Origin of the sequence: Gardnerella sp. DNF00038 (assembly GCF_049262855.1) — a bacterium.
Taxonomy (GTDB): Bacteria; Actinomycetota; Actinomycetes; order Actinomycetales; family Bifidobacteriaceae; genus Bifidobacterium; species Bifidobacterium vaginale.
Window position 1 is genome coordinate 1,501,016 of sequence record NZ_CP058407.1, and the last position, 17,405, is coordinate 1,518,420.

The window sequence follows — 17,405 nt, forward strand, 5'->3', positions numbered from 1 at the left end:
TTAAATGCGCTACATAAATTGGCGCAAATGCGAAAATAGCATGTTTAAAACATGGCGCATTTGGGAAAATCTTCATAAAACCATTGAAATATCAAGGAAATCAATCAATTTAAGAATATTAGTAAAATTCAGCAATAAAATATGCTAAAAAAGATCAGAATAGAGTACATGCCTCTGCATAATAATGCAAAGGCATGTTAGTTATAAATATTATTTGATTTAATCTTGCTTTACTTCTGGGCGATTAGGCTCTGCCCACAAAGTGTGGAATACTCCTGGCTCGTCAATGCGACCGTAAGTGTGAGCGCCGAAGAAATCGCGCTGAGCCTGAATAAGCGAAGCTGGCAAACGCTTGGAACGCAAGCCATCGTAGTATGCAAGCAAGCTAGAGAATGCTGGCACAGGAACCCCGTGCTCAACTGCGCGCGCAATAACACGACGCCAAGCAGCTTGAGACTTTTCAATAGCATCCTTAAAGTAAGGAGCAAAAATCAAGGAAACACTCGCCTGCCCAGATTCAAAAGCCTCGGAAACGCGGTTTAAGAATTGTGCACGAATAATGCATCCGCCTCGCCAAATGCGAGCAACAGCAGCCTGGTCAATCTTCCAATCATGCTCAATTGCAGCAGCTGCAATCTCGTCGAATCCCTGAGCGTAAGAAACAATCTTAGAAGCGTACAAAGCTTGGCGAATATCCTCAATAAACGCCTTGCGCTCAGAATCGCTAAAATCAAAATGCATATCTGGGCCAGTCAAACCTTGGCTTTCGGCAGCTTCACGCAAAGCAACTTGGCTTGAGAGTCCGCGAGCAAACACAGCTTCAGCAATACCCGTTACAGGTATTCCGAGAGAAAGCGCAGACTGCACAGTCCAAGTACCCGTGCCCTTCATACCAGCGTGATCCACCATCATCTCAACCAAAGGCTTACCAGTCTTAGCATCCTTCTGTCGCAAAACATCCGCCGTAATCTCAATCAAATAAGAATCAAGCTCGCCCTTATTCCACTCGCTAAACACATCTGCAATGTCTTCAGACTTCATACCCAAGCCGCGAAGCATTAAATCGTAGCTTTCGGCAATAAGCTGCATATCCGAGTACTCAATACCGTTGTGAACCATCTTTACAAAGTGGCCAGCGCCATCAGTGCCAATATGAGTTACGCAAGGCTCGCCTTCTGCAACAGCTGCAATCGACTTTAAAATAGGGCCAAGAGTCTTCCAAGACTCCTCCGTGCCACCTGGCATCATAGAAGGACCGCGAAGCGCGCCTTCTTCGCCACCAGAAACACCGCAACCAACGTAGTGAAGACCGCGCGCGCGAATGTTACGCTCTCTGCGAATTGTGTCTTCAAAGTAGGAGTTTCCGCCGTCAACAATAATATCTCCTGGCTCCATAGCGTTTGCAAGCTCTTCAATAACAGCGTCTGTAGGAGCACCAGCTTTTACCATAATGATTGCAGTGCGTGGACGCTTAAGCGAAGACACAAATTCTTCAACAGTTTTAGCAGGAACGAAAGCACCTTCACTGCCGTGCTCATTCATTAAAGTTTCGGTGCGTGAATAATGACGATTGTAAACAGCAACTGTATTACCGTGATGTGCAAGATTTCTCGCTAAATTCGACCCCATAGCCGCTAAACCAACAACGCCAATATTTGCCTGGGCTTCCGTCATAATGACACCTCTATCTTTTAATATTTATAACCGTAATATTTATAACCGTTTTATTATTTTATGATTGCTTTATTTTTAACACTTAACCAATCAAAACACACTTTTTTAAGTTTATCTACCTATATGCACAAGCGTCATTCATACGATCACAAAACCTACGACATAACCCACGCGTTAATCGCGATTTTGTGATAAAGATTACATTTTTACTTTTATTAGTCGCTATTAAAAAAACATAAATACCGCTTAAATCTTATAGACACGCGTGATAGCCAAAAATTTGGGCACACTAAATATAGGGATTAGACATACAACACGCCACTATAAATAGTGTTAAGTGGTAGTAGACTGTTAAATCGTGCCAAAAAGCACAAACTTAAATAATCATCAAACAAAAAGATTTAAACACCACATAACGAAGGGAGACGAACCGTGACTATTACAGTTTTCACAAAGCCACATTGCCCGCAGTGCGATGCCACAAAGCGTCAATTCACTAAGCTAGGCGTGAATTTTGAAACAGTAGATTTAACTCAAAGCCCTTCTACTTTAGACCAATTGCGCGCAGCAGGATATCGCCAAGCGCCAGTGGTGATTACTCCAAACTCGTCGTGGAGTGGGTATCGCCCAGATTTGATTGCGCAAATCGCAAGCCAACTAGAAGACGAAAATCAAAGCAATAAAAATAATTAAAGCAATCAACAATCAAGAATAAACAATCAACAATCAAAATAATCAAAGCAATCAAGAAGCATAAAAATGTGTGATCAAGAAAATATGTCACAACCAAGCGAGCCAGAAGCGCGCGCACAAGGCGAATCAATCGGAGCTGTAGTCTATTTTTCTTCCGTCTCCGAAAACACACTACGATTCGTGAAAAATTGCGATTTTCCAAGCAACAATGTGAACGTATATCGCATACCGCTTCGACCAAAAGAGCCAGAATTGCACGTGCGCGAGCCATACGTTTTGATTGTACCGACTTACGGCGGAGGAAACATATCTAAAGCAATACCAATGCAAGTGCGCAAATTCCTAAATAATCGCGAAAATCGTTCGTTTATTCGCGGCGTAATATCTTCTGGAAATACGAATTTTGGAGATGCATATTGCGCTGCAGGCGGTCAAATCGCTGGAAAATGCGCAATCCCAAATATGTATTCGTTTGAACTTACAGGAACTGCAGAAGATATAGAAAAAGTAGCGCAGGGAATACCAAAATTTTTAAGGCAATTAAAAGAAACAGAAGAAACGAAATAAACAAATAAACAAAATCAACAAAATCAACAAAAAACAGCGTTTGAAAAGCAAAACTAACGCACGAGGAAAGGAATAAACACCATGAATAGCACGGATCCGATGAGCGAATCTACTTCGCTTAATCTTGATCACACTGACGACACCAACACTGCTAGCAGCACAGCAGAGCGCATTCGCAACAGCCGCGACTACCACGTTCTTAACGCTATGCTCGGTCTTTTCGACCCAGAAAAAGGTATTCAGTTTGATAAAGATCAGGAAGCAGAAAAGCTTTACGTTTCGGGTTACGTGCAAGAACACAGCATGAAGTTTGCTTCAACTCATGAGCGCTTGAACTATTTGATTAGCAACTACTACTACAACGGAAACGTGTTCGGCAAGTATAGCAGCGAGTTTCTAGATAAGTTCTACGAGCACGCGGAATCTGCTCACCACACTTTTGGCACATTCTTGGGTGCTTTTAAGTTCTACACTTCTTACGCTTTGAAGACTTTCGACGGCAAGCAATATTTGGAAAACTTCGCTCAGCGCGCAGCTGCAGTCGCTTTGGAACTTGCAGACGGAGACGAAAAAGCAGCGCTCAACTATTTGGACGAGATGCTTGCAGGCCGATTCCAGCCAGCCACTCCAACGTTCTTGAATCTTGGTAAAGCTCAGCGCGGAGAGGCTGTGAGCTGCTTCCTCGTGCGTTTGGAAGATAATATGGAGTCTATTGCACGCGGAATTAACTCTGCTTTGCAGCTTTCTAAGCGCGGCGGCGGCGTGGCTCTGCTTCTTACGAATTTGCGCGAGCTTGGTGCTCCTATTAAGCGCATCGAAAATCAGTCGAGTGGCGTTGTGCCTGTTATGAAGCTTTTGGAAGATTCATTCTCTTATGCTAATCAGCTTGGCGCTCGTCAGGGCGCTGGTGCCGTGTATATTAGCGCTCACCACCCAGATATTATGCGTTTCCTTGACACTAAGCGCGAGAACGCGGACGAGAAGATTCGTATTAAGTCGCTTTCTTTGGGTGTTGTGATTCCAGATATTACTTTTGAGCTTGCTAAGCGTAAGGAAAAGATGGCTTTGTTTAGCCCTTACGACGTTGAGCGCGAATATGGCAAGCCTTTTGCAGACATTTCTGTTACTGAGCATTACGATGAGATGGTTGCAAATCCTCGCATTCACAAGAAGTACATTGATGCTCGCGAATTCTTTATGACGCTTGCGGAGATTCAGTTTGAGTCTGGCTACCCTTACATTTTGTTTGAAGATACTGTAAATCGCACAAATCCTATTGAAGGCCGCATTACTATGAGCAACTTGTGCTCCGAGATTTTGCAAACTCAAGAGGCAAGCACTTATAACGCCGACTTGTCTTATAGCCACGTTGGTCGCGATATTTCTTGCAATCTTGGCTCGCTTAATATTGCTAAGGCGATGGACGGTGACTTGGATACAAGCGTTGATTTGGCTGTGCGCGCGCTCACGTCTGTTTCGGAGCATACTTCGATTGATTCCGTGCCTTCGATTCGTCGCGGAAACGCAGAGGGCCATGCTATTGGCTTGGGTCAAATGAATTTGCACGGTTTCCTTGCTCGCGAGCACATGCAGTACGGAAGCGAGGAAGCTCTTGACTTTACAGACATGTACTTTATGACGGTTGCTTACCACGCTTATAAGGCTTCTCACGCTTTGGCTGTAGAGCGCGGGACTGCTTTTGCAAGCTTTAAGACTAGCGCTTACGCTAAGCCTGCAGGAAAAGGCAACTACTTCGATAAGTACACTGATGGCAGCCGCTCGCTTGAGCCTAAAACTCAAAAGGTTCGCGATTTGTTTGCTCGTTTTAACGTTGCAATTCCAACCGTTTCGGATTGGGAGCAATTGCGCGACGAGATTTTGCGCGATGGCATTTACAATGAGTATTTGCAGGCTGTTCCTCCAACTGGTTCCATATCGTACATAAACCATTCCACGAGTTCAATACACCCGATTGCTTCTCGCATTGAGATTCGCAAAGAGGGCAAAGTTGGCCGCGTCTACTACCCTGCTGCATACATGACGAATGACAATATGCAGTACTTTAAGGATGCTTACGAGATTGGTTGGAAGGCAATTATTGACACTTACGCGGAGGCAACTCAGCATGTAGATCAGGGATTGTCTCTTACTTTGTTCTTCCCAGACACTACGACTACTCGCGATTTGAACAAAGCTCAGATTTACGCGTGGCGTAAGGGTATTAAGACTCTTTACTACATTCGTATTCGCCAGAAGGCTTTGGAAGGTACAGAAATCGAGGGTTGCGTAAGCTGCACGCTGTAAACCTTATGGTTGTAAATCTTTCGCAAATTAAATCAAAAACTTAAAAATTTTATAAAACGTAAACACAAAATCAGGAGTAATTATGACAGAACTCAGCCCAACTGCGCTCGATCCAACAGAACTTCGCAGTAGCTTAGATAAGCCTTTCGGCACGAACCGCGTAATCGCAGACGACGCTATGATGGCAGATTCCATCACCCCAGCTCAATACCGCTATCATCACGGATCTCGCGTGCGCCCAGTTAATTGGAATAATATTGTTGACGACAAGGATTTGGACGTTTGGAATCGTCTTATTGCTAACTTCTGGCTTCCTGAAAAGGTTCCGCTGAGCAACGATATTCCTTCTTGGCGTTCCCTCACCAATCTTGAACGCAAGACAACTACTCGCGTTTTTACAGGCTTAACTTTGCTTGATACCAGCCAGGCAACTATTGGCGAACTTTGCCAGATTGAGCACGCACGCACGGAGCACGAGCAGGCTATTTACACGAATATTGCTTTTATGCAGTCGATTCACGCGCGCTCCTACTCCTCTATTTTCTCCACTCTTTGCTCTAGCGAGGAGATTGACGAGGCTTACCGTTGGGCTGTTGGAAACGATGTTTTGCAGCAGCGCGTTACCACCGTGCTTTGCGAGTACGAGAGCGAAGATCCGCTTAAGCGCAAGATTGCAGCAACTATGCTTTCTTCGCTTCTTCTTTACGCGGGATTCTATCTTCCGCTTTATTTTGCTTCTCGCGGCAAGATGATGAATACTGCCGATATGATTCGCTTGATTTTGCGAGATAAGGCGATTCACGGCTACTATTCTGGCTACAAGTTCCAGCGCGGTTTGGAGCTTAGAAGCGAGAACGACAAGAAGAATCTTGAAAAGTTCACTATGAACTTGCTTGATACTTTGTATGATTTGGAAGTTGAGTATTCTGGTCAGATTTACGAAGGATTTGACTTCCACGATGACGTTTTTGACTTCGTGCGTTACAACGCTAACAAGGCTTTGATGAACCTTGGCTATCCTGCTAAGTACAGCGAAGAAGAAACTCACGTAAGCCCTGAGATTCTTGCGGCTCTTTCTCCTGCAGCCGACGAAAATCACGACTTCTTCTCCGGCTCTGGTTCCAGCTACATTATGGGCAAGTCTGTTGAAACCGACGACGACGATTGGGATTTCTAGTCGCTAGTCGCTTTACTAATTAATTAGGTTGCTTATGCACTTTCATAAGCAACCTTTTTTATTTAATTATTTAAGAATATTTCCGTTTTGGAACTATTTTTAAATATCCGCGTACTTACTGAGTTATCGTGGCAGATTTTATAAGATTTGCATTTTCTGCCATGATAACTGTGTGCGTCACACATTTGCTGGTTCTATTGCAATACGTCCACCTAATGCTTGAACAACCTTCGCAATAGTTTGGAAGCTGGGATTGCCGTCTCGTCTTAAGCTTTTGTAAAGGCTTTCCCTTCCAACCTCGGCTTTTTGAGCAATTTCTTTCATTCCTCTAGCTTTTGCAATATCGCCTATAGCGGCTTGCAACAAGCGAGGATCGTTAAGTTCTGCTGCAGCATTGAGATACGCAATAACATCATCATCGTTCTCAAGATACTCACTCGCATCCCATTTACTTATATTTACCATTTTCTCATCCAATTGCGATACTCATCTGTTTTAAGTATCTCCATAAAAATATTTTATCCTGCAGGATACAATTTTGCAATTTTTGCCATGATAACTTGTTATTTTGTAATAATTGTGTACACAATGGCGCTACTTTGGCATTACGTTGGGTGCTACATGTCTGCTACAATAAAGCAAAGCACGAATAACAAATTTATGATTCTAAGCTTAAAGGAAACGACATGACTTCTACAAAAACGGTTAAAACAGGCAGATTAAGTGTAAGAGTTAATCCAGAAATACGAGATAGTGCATCGCAAGTTCTTGAACATTATGGTCTTGATATGAGTTCAGCAGTCAACCTATTTTTGTATCAGATTGTAAATACGCAACGTTTCCCATTTTCACTTGAAAGTTCTCCATATGAGCACTCTATTGATGAAGCTATGAAAGAAAAACCAATAGCTGCAGGTACTGTTGACGATTTTGCTGAGCTGATGCGCAATGCCTAAACCGCCATTTTATAGTCCAATCTATCTGCGAGATGTTCTACTGTTGTATCAAGTTAAAGAAGATTGCATTATATTCCTACGCTTAGGATCTCATGACGACTTATTCTAGTTAGCAAAAACTGTCACGATAACGCATGATTGCGTTGAGCATATTGAAAAATAATATAATTTAGATTATTATAATTATGATTATAATAATCGCGATTATATTAACTAGAGTGCAGATTCAGCAGCAATAAGATGCGCTGAAAAGTATTGCAATTATTGGCGTAACGGCAGGTGGAATATGGTTTTTGTTGGCAGACAAGACGAGTTACAAGTACTTGAAAAATTATATGAGAACAGCAAACACTCGTTCCAGATGGCAATAGTTTATGGTCGAAGACGAATAGGAAAAACTTCGCTTATTTCACAATTCTGTAAAAATAAGCACGCAATACTTTTTACTGCTCGCGAGCAAACTAATATCGAGAATTTGCGTGATTTCTCGCGCACTGTGTACGACTTCTTCAATCTACCGTCAACTACAGGATCGTTTAATAATTGGAACGACGCTCTCGATTTTGTTGCGCAACAATCTAACGCCGTAGACCAGAATGCTCCTAAATCTCCACTTATTCTAGTTTTCGACGAATTTCCGTACGCAGCTCAAGCAGATAAATCCTTAGCGTCAACATTCCAAGTCGCAATAGATCATAAATTTAAAAACGCGAACATGACTCTTATTTTGTGCGGCAGTAACGAAGGATTCATGGAAAGTGAAGTGCTTGGCAAAAAGAGTCCGCTTTATGGAAGACGTACCGCACAGATTCGCTTGCAACCATTTAATCTTTTTGAAGCATCTGAGCTTATGCCAAATAATGCTACTTGGGAAGATAAAATCAACTATTTTGCATCCCTTGGAGGAACACCATACTATATAGAGCAGTTAGATAATAAGTCTTCGTTTGCGGAAAATCTTGAGCAATTATGCTTTAACATTTCGGGAATTTTGTACGCTGAACCAGACATGCTCATGCGCCAGGAATTGCGCGATCCTTCAACATACAATAGTGTGCTAAATGCTCTTGCTACGGGATGCAATACTCCGACTTTAATATCGGATCGCATTGGATTGCCAGCTACATCAGTGAACGTGTATTTGAAAACATTAGAAGGCCTTGGATTAATTGAAAGAAATATTCCATTTGGCATGAATCCACTTCATTGCAAAAAAGGATTATGGCAGATTTGTGACCCATTCTTTGCGTATTGGTATAGGTTTGTAGCGCCTAATAAAGGATTGATCGAACGCGGACTTTCACACGCTGCCGCAAGTAGTGTTCTTGGCGGTGAGCATGAAGCGTTTAGTACTTTTGTAGGTCAACAGTTTGAGAAAATGTGCGAACAGTGGATTGTGCACCAATGCAAAGTTGACGGAATGGACTTTTTGCCAACTAAGTTAGGTAAATGGTGGGGTGCGGATCCTATTGCTCGTGAGCAAACCGATATTGATATTGTTGCAGAAGACGATATTAACAAGCAGCTTCTTATTGCAGAATGTAAGTGGCGTAATAATCTTAACGAAGCTGAAGCAGTGAGCAAGTTGTTGCAGCGCGCAACTTTAGTTGAGAATGCAAAAAATAGCGATTATAAGAAAATATTTATGTTGTTTACAAAACATCCAACTTCTTACAATCCTCGTCATGCTAAAACAATCATCAACTTCGTTGACGCACAAACAATGTTTTTTAACTGATTGCGCGACAATAGTTACGTACTATATCGCGCAGCCGAAATCACGCGTTATCGCGTCAGTTTTTATAAGATTTGCAATTTTTGTCACGATAACTTCATCTTCTCATATGTTACGTAAATATATATCTTTATTATTTTTGCGACAAAACGACAATTTTGGCGACATAAAAATGTCGCTTTGTGCCATATTTCCCATGTTTATTCTTGACAAACTCATACAGCAACTTTAATATTTTTAATAAAAGTTTAATTTAATTAAAGTTTATAGGCTGAAGAAAGGGGTGATATGGATCATATTCCAAGATGGATGGCTAATCTCACAGACGAAGACATGTCGTTTATAAAGAACTTTGTATTATCGTCTGGATCGTTAAAAGAAATGTCGCAAATGTATCAAGTCTCTTACCCAACGATGAGAATCAGGCTTAACAGGCTCATTGAAAAACTGCGTATAAGCGACAATGAACCAGAAGACCCGTTCGTTCTTTTAGTAAAGAGTCTTGCTATTGACGATAAATACGATGTTGACACAGCTCGAACACTCATAAACGAATATAGAAAAAGAAAGGATGAATCATGAGCTATGCATTATTTGGTCCGATAATTGACATTCTTATCGCACTTGCTATATGTGCTTTAGTGTTCTTTATCGCAAGAAGTCTTATTCGATATGCGCATTCTCTTAAGAAGGACGATAAGTCATCTAAGCAGTCTGCAGAAGATAAAAGAATTGCGTTACAGGACTTATAAAACACAAAACCGAGTTATCGTGGCAGTTTTTGCTAGATTTGCAATTTTTGCCACGATAACTCTTATAAAATAGCAACGAAACAGCATTCTGCATCACATATTAACCGCTTACTTGCATCTGCTGCACAAAGGCGCGTCCAAATACTCGATTGAAAAGCGTCCAAATACTCGATTAAATCGCAAGAAAGCACAATAATTAATTATTCTTGCATAATGGCTATTTCTCTACATGAAGCGGAAGGTGTACATTAATAATCCACGAATCGTCATCTTCAATAACTTTAAAAGTTCCACCAGCCCGTTCCGCAAGCATCTTATGAAGACGCAGTCCATATCCTAATTGCAAGTTAGCAAGAATACCGCGTTGCGCACTATTTATACACGTAATATGACATTCATTGTCATTAAGCATTACATTCATGGCGTATTCTTTAGGCTTTGCAGCATGCTTTTTTACGTTTGCAAGTAGTTCTCGGCAAATATATTCAATTTGAGCACATTCTTCAAAAGGCAAATGCGCTGATCTCGAATCTTCAGCAACTAAATCACTGTTCAAATCAATGGAACCAATATAGCCAAGCTTCTCAAATGACTTTTGCTCACCATCAAATAAAACGCGTAAGCCTGTGCAAAAATCTTTATAACATGTAGTCGATTGCATAGCATCGCCAGTGCTTGCAGTTGTAGCATTGTCAAGAAGAGAAATGATATTACGTGCTCTATGAACAGCTGTAGTAGCACGTTGAAGAATCTCTCGCGAATTTTCATGCTCTTGGTCATGAGTCGTTTGAGGTTCAATAGATTGTTGTGCCATCATCATAATGCTGGAAAGCTCATTAGTTACTTCATCGTGCATGCGAATTGCGGCAATAGTGGCATATTTTTGAAAAACGTTGTAACGCTGTGCAAATAACTGTTCCTGCTGTTGGTGAATAGTAGAAATATAGTATTTTACGATTGCGCTAGAAATAAGAGTGATAAGAAGCCACCACCCCAACACATAAGCGTTTTGAAAATCGCATATAATAAAGAGCCATGAAGATACTCCGCAAGAAGCAAGCACGGTGTACCAAGGTTGAGTAATTACAGCAATTGCCAAACAAATCAATATGGTAAGCATCATAGATGAATAGTTGATATTGGGTGCAACAATTACCAACGGCATCCAAATGAGCACAATAAAAGATGCCTTACGTGGCCATATTGCAATACATAAGCATATTACAATCCATACTATTTCAACTGTAATTGCATGCCAATTAGAGTAGTAATGAAGATTATTATAGGAACAAATTTCAAGAATCAAAGTACAACTTATGATTGCACCAATTCCAATTTTCTGCCAAGCATCATGCGGCAAAAAATTGATCATACGCATTAATAATTTCATAACTACCTACTTTTACACGTTAATTTCTTACACGTTATATGTCATGCGAGTATTTTGCGAGCGCAGCGAGCGCCTGCATGCGACTTTTAACTTGAAGTTTTCCATAAATACGCCGTAAATGCGTGTTGACTGTTGAAACTTTCACATTAAGCTGATCTGCAATCTCTTTCGTAGAAGATCCCTGTTTGCACAAGCGCATAATTTCCGATTCTTGAGGAGACAAAACTGAAGTCTTCGGAAGTTGAGAAATCATATTAAATGATTCTTGCGGAGTGTGAAAATAGTCAATATATTGTGGCAATTCTGGGCAACCGTAGCTTGTTGCGCGCGATTGGATGGCTGCAACTACGTCTGCTAAATTGTCTTTATGTACTAGCGCTTGACCACCCGACTTAGCAACTTGCAATACGTATTCATCTAGCATGTAGGAAGTAATGCCAATTAAAACAATATTGCTATTGCGCTCGCGAATTGCCTTAATTACATCAACACCACTCATTTCTCTCATTGACATATCTACTAAAAGTACGTCAGGAGTATTCTCTGCAACGCAACGATGAATAGCTTGTTTTGCAGAAGAACACATCCATGCACAAACAAAGTTTTCAGGCAAACGACTTTTAAGAAGAAGTTGCATATATCGCAATACAAGCGTGTCATTATCAACAATTGCGTAAGTAGTGTTCATACAATATATGATATCTTGTTTTGGAATCCGCTTATCAAGAGATGTGCGATTGTATTGTTTTTCTCAAATTATCAAGATTGTACACATTAAAGTGCCATACGCTAGCACTTTCCGTTGGCACACTCCATTCTTCGGTTTTGCCATTCGCAGTAAAACGAATTATTTGAGTTGTTGGTTTACTTATAACTTCAAAATTAGTGAGTTGATTCCACGCAATACGACGAAGATACTTATCGTCTAATTTAGCTAGATTACCCGAGCCTAAAATGACATTCGGATTAACAATAATAAACTCATTATTAGTGGCAGCAATAATACGCGCAACAACGCCTTGCGCTACATAGAATAATTTAGGTAACAAAAATAGTTTGATTAAATCTTTCCACCAAGGGTCGTATTTCATTGTAAATACATACGTCTTATCAACTGAAAGATTGTGATCTTTAAAATACTTGACGATATCTTCTTCTCGTATACCGCGCAAAGGATTAGTCATAATAAGCACCTCCTCGTGATTCTTGTTTTGTAAATTATCAACATACTAGCGTGCAGATTTTATCTACACAAATAAGCGTACCTATTTTTAACGATAGTGCTTTTAGAAAACTTTTAAAAAACTTTTACTATTAGCAGTTTGTATGTTCTCAACAATCAACATTTAAGAATATTTCCGTTTTGGAATTATTTTTAAATAGAGGCGTACTTATGGAGTTATCGTGGCAGATTCTGTTAGATTTGCGATTTTTGCCACGATAACGCAAGAGTCTGATTGATACTAGTTTAGCGGAATAACAACATTGACCAGCCAAGTGTCGTCATCTTTTTGCGCGCTTAAAGATCCACCTAAACGTTCCACAGATTTTTTATGAAACAGTAGCCCTTTGCCAAAAACAAGCCTTTCGCCAAACTTATTCAACGTCGAAATCGAATTCATGCACATTATTATGCATTCGCGCTTATCAACCGTAACGTTCATAGAAAAATCAACGCTAGTATTGCAATGCTTACGAATATTAGTAAGCAGCTCGCTGCACATGCGAATAGCACATTGAGCTTTTTCAGTACTAATAGTTGCAGATGCAGTAAAATCACCACTCCCCGAACTTTTATCATTCACTGTTAGAGAGCCATAGTACCCAAGCTGCTCGCAAATCTTACGTTCAGCCTGTAAGCGTGCGCGAATATTGCATAAGAAATCAGTCAAACTTATGCGATTATTGCTATTAGAACTATAAATAAACTGCGTGCTGGCAATATTTGAATCTAAAGAATCATCATACTTATGCTCAGCTTGTTCAAGTAGATTAATAACAAGTCGCGTTTTAGAAAGCGCATTACGAGAATGCTCAACAATCTGCTCTAGCGACTCTTTTGTATGATCACTTTTCTCGGTATACAAAGCATCAGTCGCAAGCAATGTAATATCCGTAATCTCATTGTTCACATCGTCGTGCAATTGCAATGCAACAGAAGCAATATAAGACTGGAACTCACTGCGCACAATATCCATTTTTGCGCGATTATTTTCCTCCAACATGTTCAAATACTTGCGCAAAGCGTAGCCACAAATCATGGAAATAAGAATAAAACAAGGGAAAGTAAGCGGAATGTACGCAATTTTTGCAAAGTACATAATATTCAGCGAAACTATGTACGCACAAAGCAAATACTTCCACGAATCGTAAAAGCCTGCAACAAACATGCTAGCGATCAATGAAAAAAGAAAGCAAGTTGCATTTACGCCTGGTACTGCTAACGTTACGCAATATAAAATCGGAGTTACGAGGGATATTTGACGAGGAAAAGCAATCAAAAGAAATATTGCGAACATCCAAACGTATTGGCACACAGATTGTAATGGATTATGCCACAAACCAGCTGTATTGCAAGATTGCACATCCATTGACACTACAAGAATCGCCAATATTATGAATAAAGTTCGTTGAATTTTCCAGCTTTTAACCAACTCAATAACGCGCGAAAATGTTTTCATTAACATGCGTTATCCGTTTCTTGCAAAAGATTCGGATGATTCTGCGGCGAATCATTAAAATATTGCATATTGCTATTTTGCTCACGATTTTGCATTGCAGCAAACGCGGATATTGCTTGCACTCGGTTAGAAACATGTAATTTTTTGTAAATTCTATGAATATGCGTGTTAATAGTGTTTGGCATAAGACCAAGTTGAGACGCAATCTGATTCGTTGTGTACCCTTTAGCGAGCAAATCCATGATTTTTAGTTCTTGAGGCGGCAAAACGCTACGCGACCTTGATTTAGAAAGTCTAATAAAAGATTCTTGCGGAGTAGCAAAATCGTAAGCAACATCTTTAACACATCGGCAGCCATACGCATGCTGATTATCGCAATATTGCAAAGCTTCTGCTAGTCCTTTGAAATTGTCTTTAGCAACCATTGCTTGCCCACCAACTTGCGCAACCATCGAAGCGTAGGATCTACAATCATACGAAGTCATGCCAATTAAAACAATATTGTTGTTTTGTTCACGAATTGCGCGTATTACCTCTACTCCAGACATGTCTTTCATTGACATATCTATCAAAATATAATCCGGAGTAGTTTTTGTTACTTGGCAATATTTCAAAGCTTGCACGCCTGATTTTACGCACCATTTGCACACGTACTCGCTTGGCAAAAGCTTGCTGAGCACGTTTCGCATAACCGCTAAAACTAATGGGTCGTTATCTACTATTGCATACGTTTTTGGCATAATGGCTTTCTTGCAATCACACGCTACTTTTCTTATATTCTACTTTATAAACGCGCGCAAAGTAGGGCAAATCGTGTAGTAATAAATGATTACAAGTAATGCATGTAAGTCAAACTTGGTTATAATAAGTAACAATATGCGACTTTTGGTTGCGTTGAAATTCATCTTTAATAATGATTGCAGCAGGATTATATGACAAAACGACTAATAGTATTGCACTCCGCAGAAGTAGCTGCGATGGCGCTTGCCTCAACAGCTGCTTTTATGCGTAGCTTTGACTTTTTCGCTTTGTGGCTTGTTCTAGGACTTCTTTCTGTTGCATTGTATTCTTATGCATATTTTTTCTTGCGCAAAAGCGTTATTAAAGAAAAAAATGCGTATATAGAAAATAATATATCTAAGCTTAGCTGTGCGGGCACTAACAGCATAAGTAGTGATGTTGAGAATATAGAGAACAGCAAAGATTACATAATTACTCTTGAGCAAGAGCGCAAAAAAGTCGAATCACAAAATAAGCAAATACTCAACAATTACTCGAATAATTTAACAAATATTATTACATGCTTTATTTGTGGGCTTATTCACGTTCCTTGGATTTATTACTACGGAATTGCAAATGGCGTCTTAACATTGGTGATTTTGTGGCGATCAATAAAGCGCCCACAAGGGCACCCTATTGATCAAAGCGATCTTTAAGGATTTAAGGCTTTAAGGATTTAAGCTTATTGTTGATCTTCCATTGAAAGATTTAATCCTTTTGCGGCATTGCGAAAATATTCTATATGGTCGCCATAGCCGTCTGCAATAATAGCGTCTTCTTTTACAACAAAAGAGCCATTTTCTAGCACAATATATTTTGTAAAGACTTCTTCTAATTGCTTAGCTAATTCATCAATTTCATCTTGTGAAAGCTCTTCGCTACTATTTTCCGCAAAGTTATCTTCCTGCTTTTGAATTTGATTAATGCTATTTTCACTAACATTTCCTATTTTGTTTACGCTATCTTCTGGCTGCCAAGAGTTTATACCAAAATCACTCATGCTTACACTACCCATATCTGCGCTACTCATGTTTGTATCTCCTTGTATCTGTAACGTATTTGCGCAACATATTTGTGCGTTGCTTTAACTCTAATTACAAACATTTTCCGTGCAATCTTGAGTACTAAGTTCTGAGTACATAATATTGCTCGAAGACTTGCGGCATTTATACTAGAAATACAAAATACATACGAACGATAGGCAGCGTACACAAATTAGCTACAATGCTCACGAACAAAACAGCAAATTGGAAGGGAAACAACTCATGAGCAAGGACTCTATAAAACTTATTAAAAAAACGCTTATTTGGATTCTTAAGTGGGCAATATTTACAGCAATCGAATTCCTTCTTTTGTACGTTGCGATTATTTCTTGGAATCATGATTTTGCACAATTCATGCACGAATACAGAGATGCTATTATTCCATTTATGGCAGCAACCGGAGCCATGATAGCAACAACGATTCGCAACGAAGGAACTATTTTTGAAGTCAAGGAGTAAGGTGATTATGGCGCTAAAACGCAATATTGCAAACAATAAACAATTTATGATATAATTTTACTACGCCGTGACTGCGCCATATTGTAGGTTTGAGGTTAATCTTCAACACGGCGTCTATTTTTATTATTTCAATTTTCAATAATACGGCTGCCACTAGGTACAGCCACTACTCCAAATCCTTCCGCTTTACCTTGACTATTTCTACGAACGTTATTTCTTATCATATTATAAAAAGTTGAATCTCTTTTAGAACATTTTCTATAAACTGCTCCTGCAACTAAATCTGCAAACTGCACACCTACACTGTGATGAGAAGCTGCTATAAATAATCCTTCAATTAGATTGTTATAATCAGCTCGATGTGAGTCATGATTATTGAGTAGATCAAAATGGAAATCATCAAGTTGCTTATTTTGTTTACTATTACGAGCATCAATAACTATCATTCCATAAACTTTTGTACCAGCATTTTTACTTAAATCTTGAAGATAATACTGAAAACGTTCACATATTTTTTCAAACGCAGTGTGATACATATTTTCAGCATTGCCATCTTTATATTTATCGTAATACTCCTTAGTGTTCACTACAGCAGCAATAATTTTAAAATCTTCATTTTCCGAAATCAGCTTAAACAGATTCTCACGCAATTCATTCAATTCATTAACACTCAAATTAGAAAGAGGCGTGGTCTCGTTGCTTAATGGATGATTAATGAAATAACGCCACTTAACTTCCCCCTCAATCCCATATTTCTTTTTTAATCCATGCAGATTACTTTGTAATGATTTCCATTGCGATTCTGGAATGACTAATCCGCCCAAAACAAAATAAGGATTTTGCTCTACAGCATCACGTTTAGGAGCGGTTCCACTCTCGTCCAAAAAAAGAATTTGCATGAGAATATTTTATATGAAATATTCAACATTCTACAGTTATAAACACAGCACAGCTACTATTGCACTATTAATTAGATTATGCAAATATTTATAAACTATTGTATTTAATACAAATACGAGTATACTTTTACCTTCTACAGGTATAGTGTAGAAACTGTATTAATACGATGCATTAACTAGCGCCCAACTTCAGCGGACAATATGGAGCTAACAATGAGAAGAAATAATAAATATAAAGGCATGCGCATACTTACTGCTTCAACTATCATTGCAGCAATGTCGCTACTTTCTGTAT

19 protein-coding genes are annotated in these 17,405 nt (G+C 39.6%); 10 read left to right on the forward strand and 9 right to left on the reverse strand.

Translation table 11 applies throughout. From position 1 onward, the window contains the following. Positions 1–219: 219 nt before the first annotated feature. Positions 220–1,674 (reverse strand): NADP-dependent phosphogluconate dehydrogenase, encoded by a 1,455-nt coding sequence (gene gndA / locus HXT19_RS05855; protein ID WP_004114276.1) that lies wholly within the window; start codon positions 1,672–1,674, stop codon positions 220–222. A 432-nt stretch (positions 1,675–2,106) separates the two neighbouring features. Here gndA and HXT19_RS05860 point away from each other — a divergent pair, with 432 nt between their 5' ends. The 4 genes from HXT19_RS05860 (at position 2,107) to nrdF (ending at position 6,415) form a co-directional block, all read left to right on the forward strand. Then, complete coding sequence (locus HXT19_RS05860; RefSeq protein ID WP_004124343.1) at positions 2,107–2,367, forward strand: glutaredoxin family protein; 261 nt, start codon at positions 2,107–2,109, stop codon at positions 2,365–2,367. 66 nt (positions 2,368–2,433) lie between these two features. Next, positions 2,434–2,934: a class Ib ribonucleoside-diphosphate reductase assembly flavoprotein NrdI gene (gene nrdI / locus HXT19_RS05865; protein ID WP_013399774.1), complete on the forward strand. Its 501-nt coding sequence runs from the start codon at positions 2,434–2,436 to the stop codon at positions 2,932–2,934. Positions 2,935–3,015: 81 nt separating this feature from the next. Continuing rightward, positions 3,016–5,238 (forward strand): class 1b ribonucleoside-diphosphate reductase subunit alpha, encoded by a 2,223-nt coding sequence (gene nrdE, locus HXT19_RS05870; protein ID WP_101887728.1) that lies wholly within the window; start codon positions 3,016–3,018, stop codon positions 5,236–5,238. An 82-nt stretch (positions 5,239–5,320) separates the two neighbouring features. Further along, positions 5,321–6,415, forward strand: a complete 1,095-nt coding sequence (nrdF, locus tag HXT19_RS05875; RefSeq protein WP_101887729.1) for a class 1b ribonucleoside-diphosphate reductase subunit beta — start codon at positions 5,321–5,323, stop codon at positions 6,413–6,415. A 177-nt stretch (positions 6,416–6,592) separates the two neighbouring features. On the opposite strand, the gene HXT19_RS05880 is transcribed toward nrdF, so the two are convergent. After that, the gene (locus HXT19_RS05880; protein WP_004114268.1) at positions 6,593–6,880 is read right to left on the reverse strand and encodes an addiction module antidote protein; all 288 of its coding nucleotides are present in this window, start codon (positions 6,878–6,880) and stop codon (positions 6,593–6,595) included. Positions 6,881–7,101: 221 nt separating this feature from the next. Between HXT19_RS05880 and HXT19_RS05885 the strand changes: the two genes are divergently transcribed. The 4 genes from HXT19_RS05885 (at position 7,102) to HXT19_RS05900 (ending at position 9,858) form a co-directional block, all read left to right on the forward strand. Beyond that, on the forward strand, positions 7,102–7,371 hold the full coding sequence (locus tag HXT19_RS05885; RefSeq protein WP_004114266.1) for a type II toxin-antitoxin system RelB/DinJ family antitoxin: 270 nt from the start codon (positions 7,102–7,104) through the stop codon (positions 7,369–7,371). Positions 7,372–7,657: 286 nt separating this feature from the next. Then, positions 7,658–9,109 carry an ATP-binding protein gene (locus HXT19_RS05890; RefSeq protein WP_004114264.1) on the forward strand — a complete coding sequence of 484 codons (1,452 nt, stop codon included), beginning with the start codon at positions 7,658–7,660 and terminating at the stop codon, positions 9,107–9,109. A 285-nt stretch (positions 9,110–9,394) separates the two neighbouring features. Next, entirely contained in the window at positions 9,395–9,688 is a 294-nt protein-coding gene (locus tag HXT19_RS05895; RefSeq protein ID WP_004114263.1) for a DUF2089 family protein, read from the forward strand. Beyond that, positions 9,685–9,858: a hypothetical protein gene (locus tag HXT19_RS05900; RefSeq protein ID WP_004110365.1), complete on the forward strand. Its 174-nt coding sequence runs from the start codon at positions 9,685–9,687 to the stop codon at positions 9,856–9,858. Before HXT19_RS05895 ends, HXT19_RS05900 begins: the two co-directional genes overlap by 4 nt. Positions 9,859–10,075: 217 nt before the next feature. Here HXT19_RS05900 and HXT19_RS05905 read toward each other — a convergent pair whose 3' ends face one another. The 5 genes from HXT19_RS05905 to HXT19_RS05925 form a co-directional block, all read right to left on the reverse strand. Further along, positions 10,076–11,248 carry an exodeoxyribonuclease V gene (locus tag HXT19_RS05905; protein WP_101887730.1) on the reverse strand — a complete coding sequence of 391 codons (1,173 nt, stop codon included), beginning with the start codon at positions 11,246–11,248 and terminating at the stop codon, positions 10,076–10,078. 34 nt (positions 11,249–11,282) lie between these two features. After that, on the reverse strand, positions 11,283–11,936 hold the full coding sequence (locus tag HXT19_RS05910; protein ID WP_004114259.1) for a response regulator transcription factor: 654 nt from the start codon (positions 11,934–11,936) through the stop codon (positions 11,283–11,285). A 34-nt stretch (positions 11,937–11,970) separates the two neighbouring features. Beyond that, a complete protein-coding gene (locus HXT19_RS05915) occupies positions 11,971–12,432 on the reverse strand; it encodes a hypothetical protein (RefSeq protein ID WP_004114257.1) in 462 nt (153 codons plus the stop codon). Between the two features lie 279 nt (positions 12,433–12,711). Continuing rightward, positions 12,712–13,935 carry a histidine kinase gene (locus HXT19_RS05920; RefSeq protein ID WP_101887731.1) on the reverse strand — a complete coding sequence of 408 codons (1,224 nt, stop codon included), beginning with the start codon at positions 13,933–13,935 and terminating at the stop codon, positions 12,712–12,714. Beyond that, positions 13,929–14,669 carry a response regulator transcription factor gene (locus HXT19_RS05925; protein WP_004114254.1) on the reverse strand — a complete coding sequence of 247 codons (741 nt, stop codon included), beginning with the start codon at positions 14,667–14,669 and terminating at the stop codon, positions 13,929–13,931. Before HXT19_RS05925 ends, HXT19_RS05920 begins: the two co-directional genes overlap by 7 nt. 192 nt (positions 14,670–14,861) lie before the next feature. Between HXT19_RS05925 and HXT19_RS05930 the strand changes: the two genes are divergently transcribed. Then, positions 14,862–15,365 (forward strand): hypothetical protein, encoded by a 504-nt coding sequence (locus tag HXT19_RS05930; protein WP_013399778.1) that lies wholly within the window; start codon positions 14,862–14,864, stop codon positions 15,363–15,365. Between the two features lie 26 nt (positions 15,366–15,391). On the opposite strand, the gene HXT19_RS05935 is transcribed toward HXT19_RS05930, so the two are convergent. Then, entirely contained in the window at positions 15,392–15,739 is a 348-nt protein-coding gene (locus tag HXT19_RS05935; protein WP_004116167.1) for a hypothetical protein, read from the reverse strand. 235 nt (positions 15,740–15,974) lie between these two features. On the opposite strand from HXT19_RS05935, the gene HXT19_RS05940 reads away from it, so the two are divergent. Next, a complete protein-coding gene (locus tag HXT19_RS05940) occupies positions 15,975–16,211 on the forward strand; it encodes a hypothetical protein (RefSeq protein WP_004114248.1) in 237 nt (78 codons plus the stop codon). A gap of 128 nt (positions 16,212–16,339) precedes the next feature. Here HXT19_RS05940 and HXT19_RS05945 read toward each other — a convergent pair whose 3' ends face one another. Further along, complete coding sequence (locus HXT19_RS05945; RefSeq protein ID WP_004114245.1) at positions 16,340–17,110, reverse strand: DUF3800 domain-containing protein; 771 nt, start codon at positions 17,108–17,110, stop codon at positions 16,340–16,342. Positions 17,111–17,405: the final 295 nt, after the last annotated feature.

Excerpts from the sequence above, each read along its gene's own strand:
- gndA (WP_004114276.1), bottom strand. The coding sequence starts at position 1,674 with ATGACGGAAGCCCAGGCAAATATTGGCGTTGTTGGTTTAGCGGCTATG.
- nrdI (WP_013399774.1), top strand. The coding sequence starts at position 2,434 with ATGTGTGATCAAGAAAATATGTCACAACCAAGCGAGCCAGAAGCGCGC.
- nrdE (WP_101887728.1), top strand. The coding sequence starts at position 3,016 with ATGAATAGCACGGATCCGATGAGCGAATCTACTTCGCTTAATCTTGAT.
- nrdF (WP_101887729.1), top strand. The coding sequence starts at position 5,321 with ATGACAGAACTCAGCCCAACTGCGCTCGATCCAACAGAACTTCGCAGT.
- HXT19_RS05880 (WP_004114268.1), bottom strand. The coding sequence starts at position 6,880 with ATGGTAAATATAAGTAAATGGGATGCGAGTGAGTATCTTGAGAACGAT.
- HXT19_RS05885 (WP_004114266.1), top strand. The coding sequence starts at position 7,102 with ATGACTTCTACAAAAACGGTTAAAACAGGCAGATTAAGTGTAAGAGTT.
- HXT19_RS05890 (WP_004114264.1), top strand. The coding sequence starts at position 7,658 with ATGGTTTTTGTTGGCAGACAAGACGAGTTACAAGTACTTGAAAAATTA.
- HXT19_RS05895 (WP_004114263.1), top strand. The coding sequence starts at position 9,395 with ATGGATCATATTCCAAGATGGATGGCTAATCTCACAGACGAAGACATG.
- HXT19_RS05900 (WP_004110365.1), top strand. The coding sequence starts at position 9,685 with ATGAGCTATGCATTATTTGGTCCGATAATTGACATTCTTATCGCACTT.
- HXT19_RS05905 (WP_101887730.1), bottom strand. The coding sequence starts at position 11,248 with ATGAAATTATTAATGCGTATGATCAATTTTTTGCCGCATGATGCTTGG.
- HXT19_RS05910 (WP_004114259.1), bottom strand. The coding sequence starts at position 11,936 with ATGAACACTACTTACGCAATTGTTGATAATGACACGCTTGTATTGCGA.
- HXT19_RS05915 (WP_004114257.1), bottom strand. The coding sequence starts at position 12,432 with ATGACTAATCCTTTGCGCGGTATACGAGAAGAAGATATCGTCAAGTAT.
- HXT19_RS05920 (WP_101887731.1), bottom strand. The coding sequence starts at position 13,935 with ATGTTAATGAAAACATTTTCGCGCGTTATTGAGTTGGTTAAAAGCTGG.
- HXT19_RS05925 (WP_004114254.1), bottom strand. The coding sequence starts at position 14,669 with ATGCCAAAAACGTATGCAATAGTAGATAACGACCCATTAGTTTTAGCG.
- HXT19_RS05930 (WP_013399778.1), top strand. The coding sequence starts at position 14,862 with ATGACAAAACGACTAATAGTATTGCACTCCGCAGAAGTAGCTGCGATG.
- HXT19_RS05935 (WP_004116167.1), bottom strand. The coding sequence starts at position 15,739 with ATGAGTAGCGCAGATATGGGTAGTGTAAGCATGAGTGATTTTGGTATA.
- HXT19_RS05940 (WP_004114248.1), top strand. The coding sequence starts at position 15,975 with ATGAGCAAGGACTCTATAAAACTTATTAAAAAAACGCTTATTTGGATT.
- HXT19_RS05945 (WP_004114245.1), bottom strand. The coding sequence starts at position 17,110 with ATGCAAATTCTTTTTTTGGACGAGAGTGGAACCGCTCCTAAACGTGAT.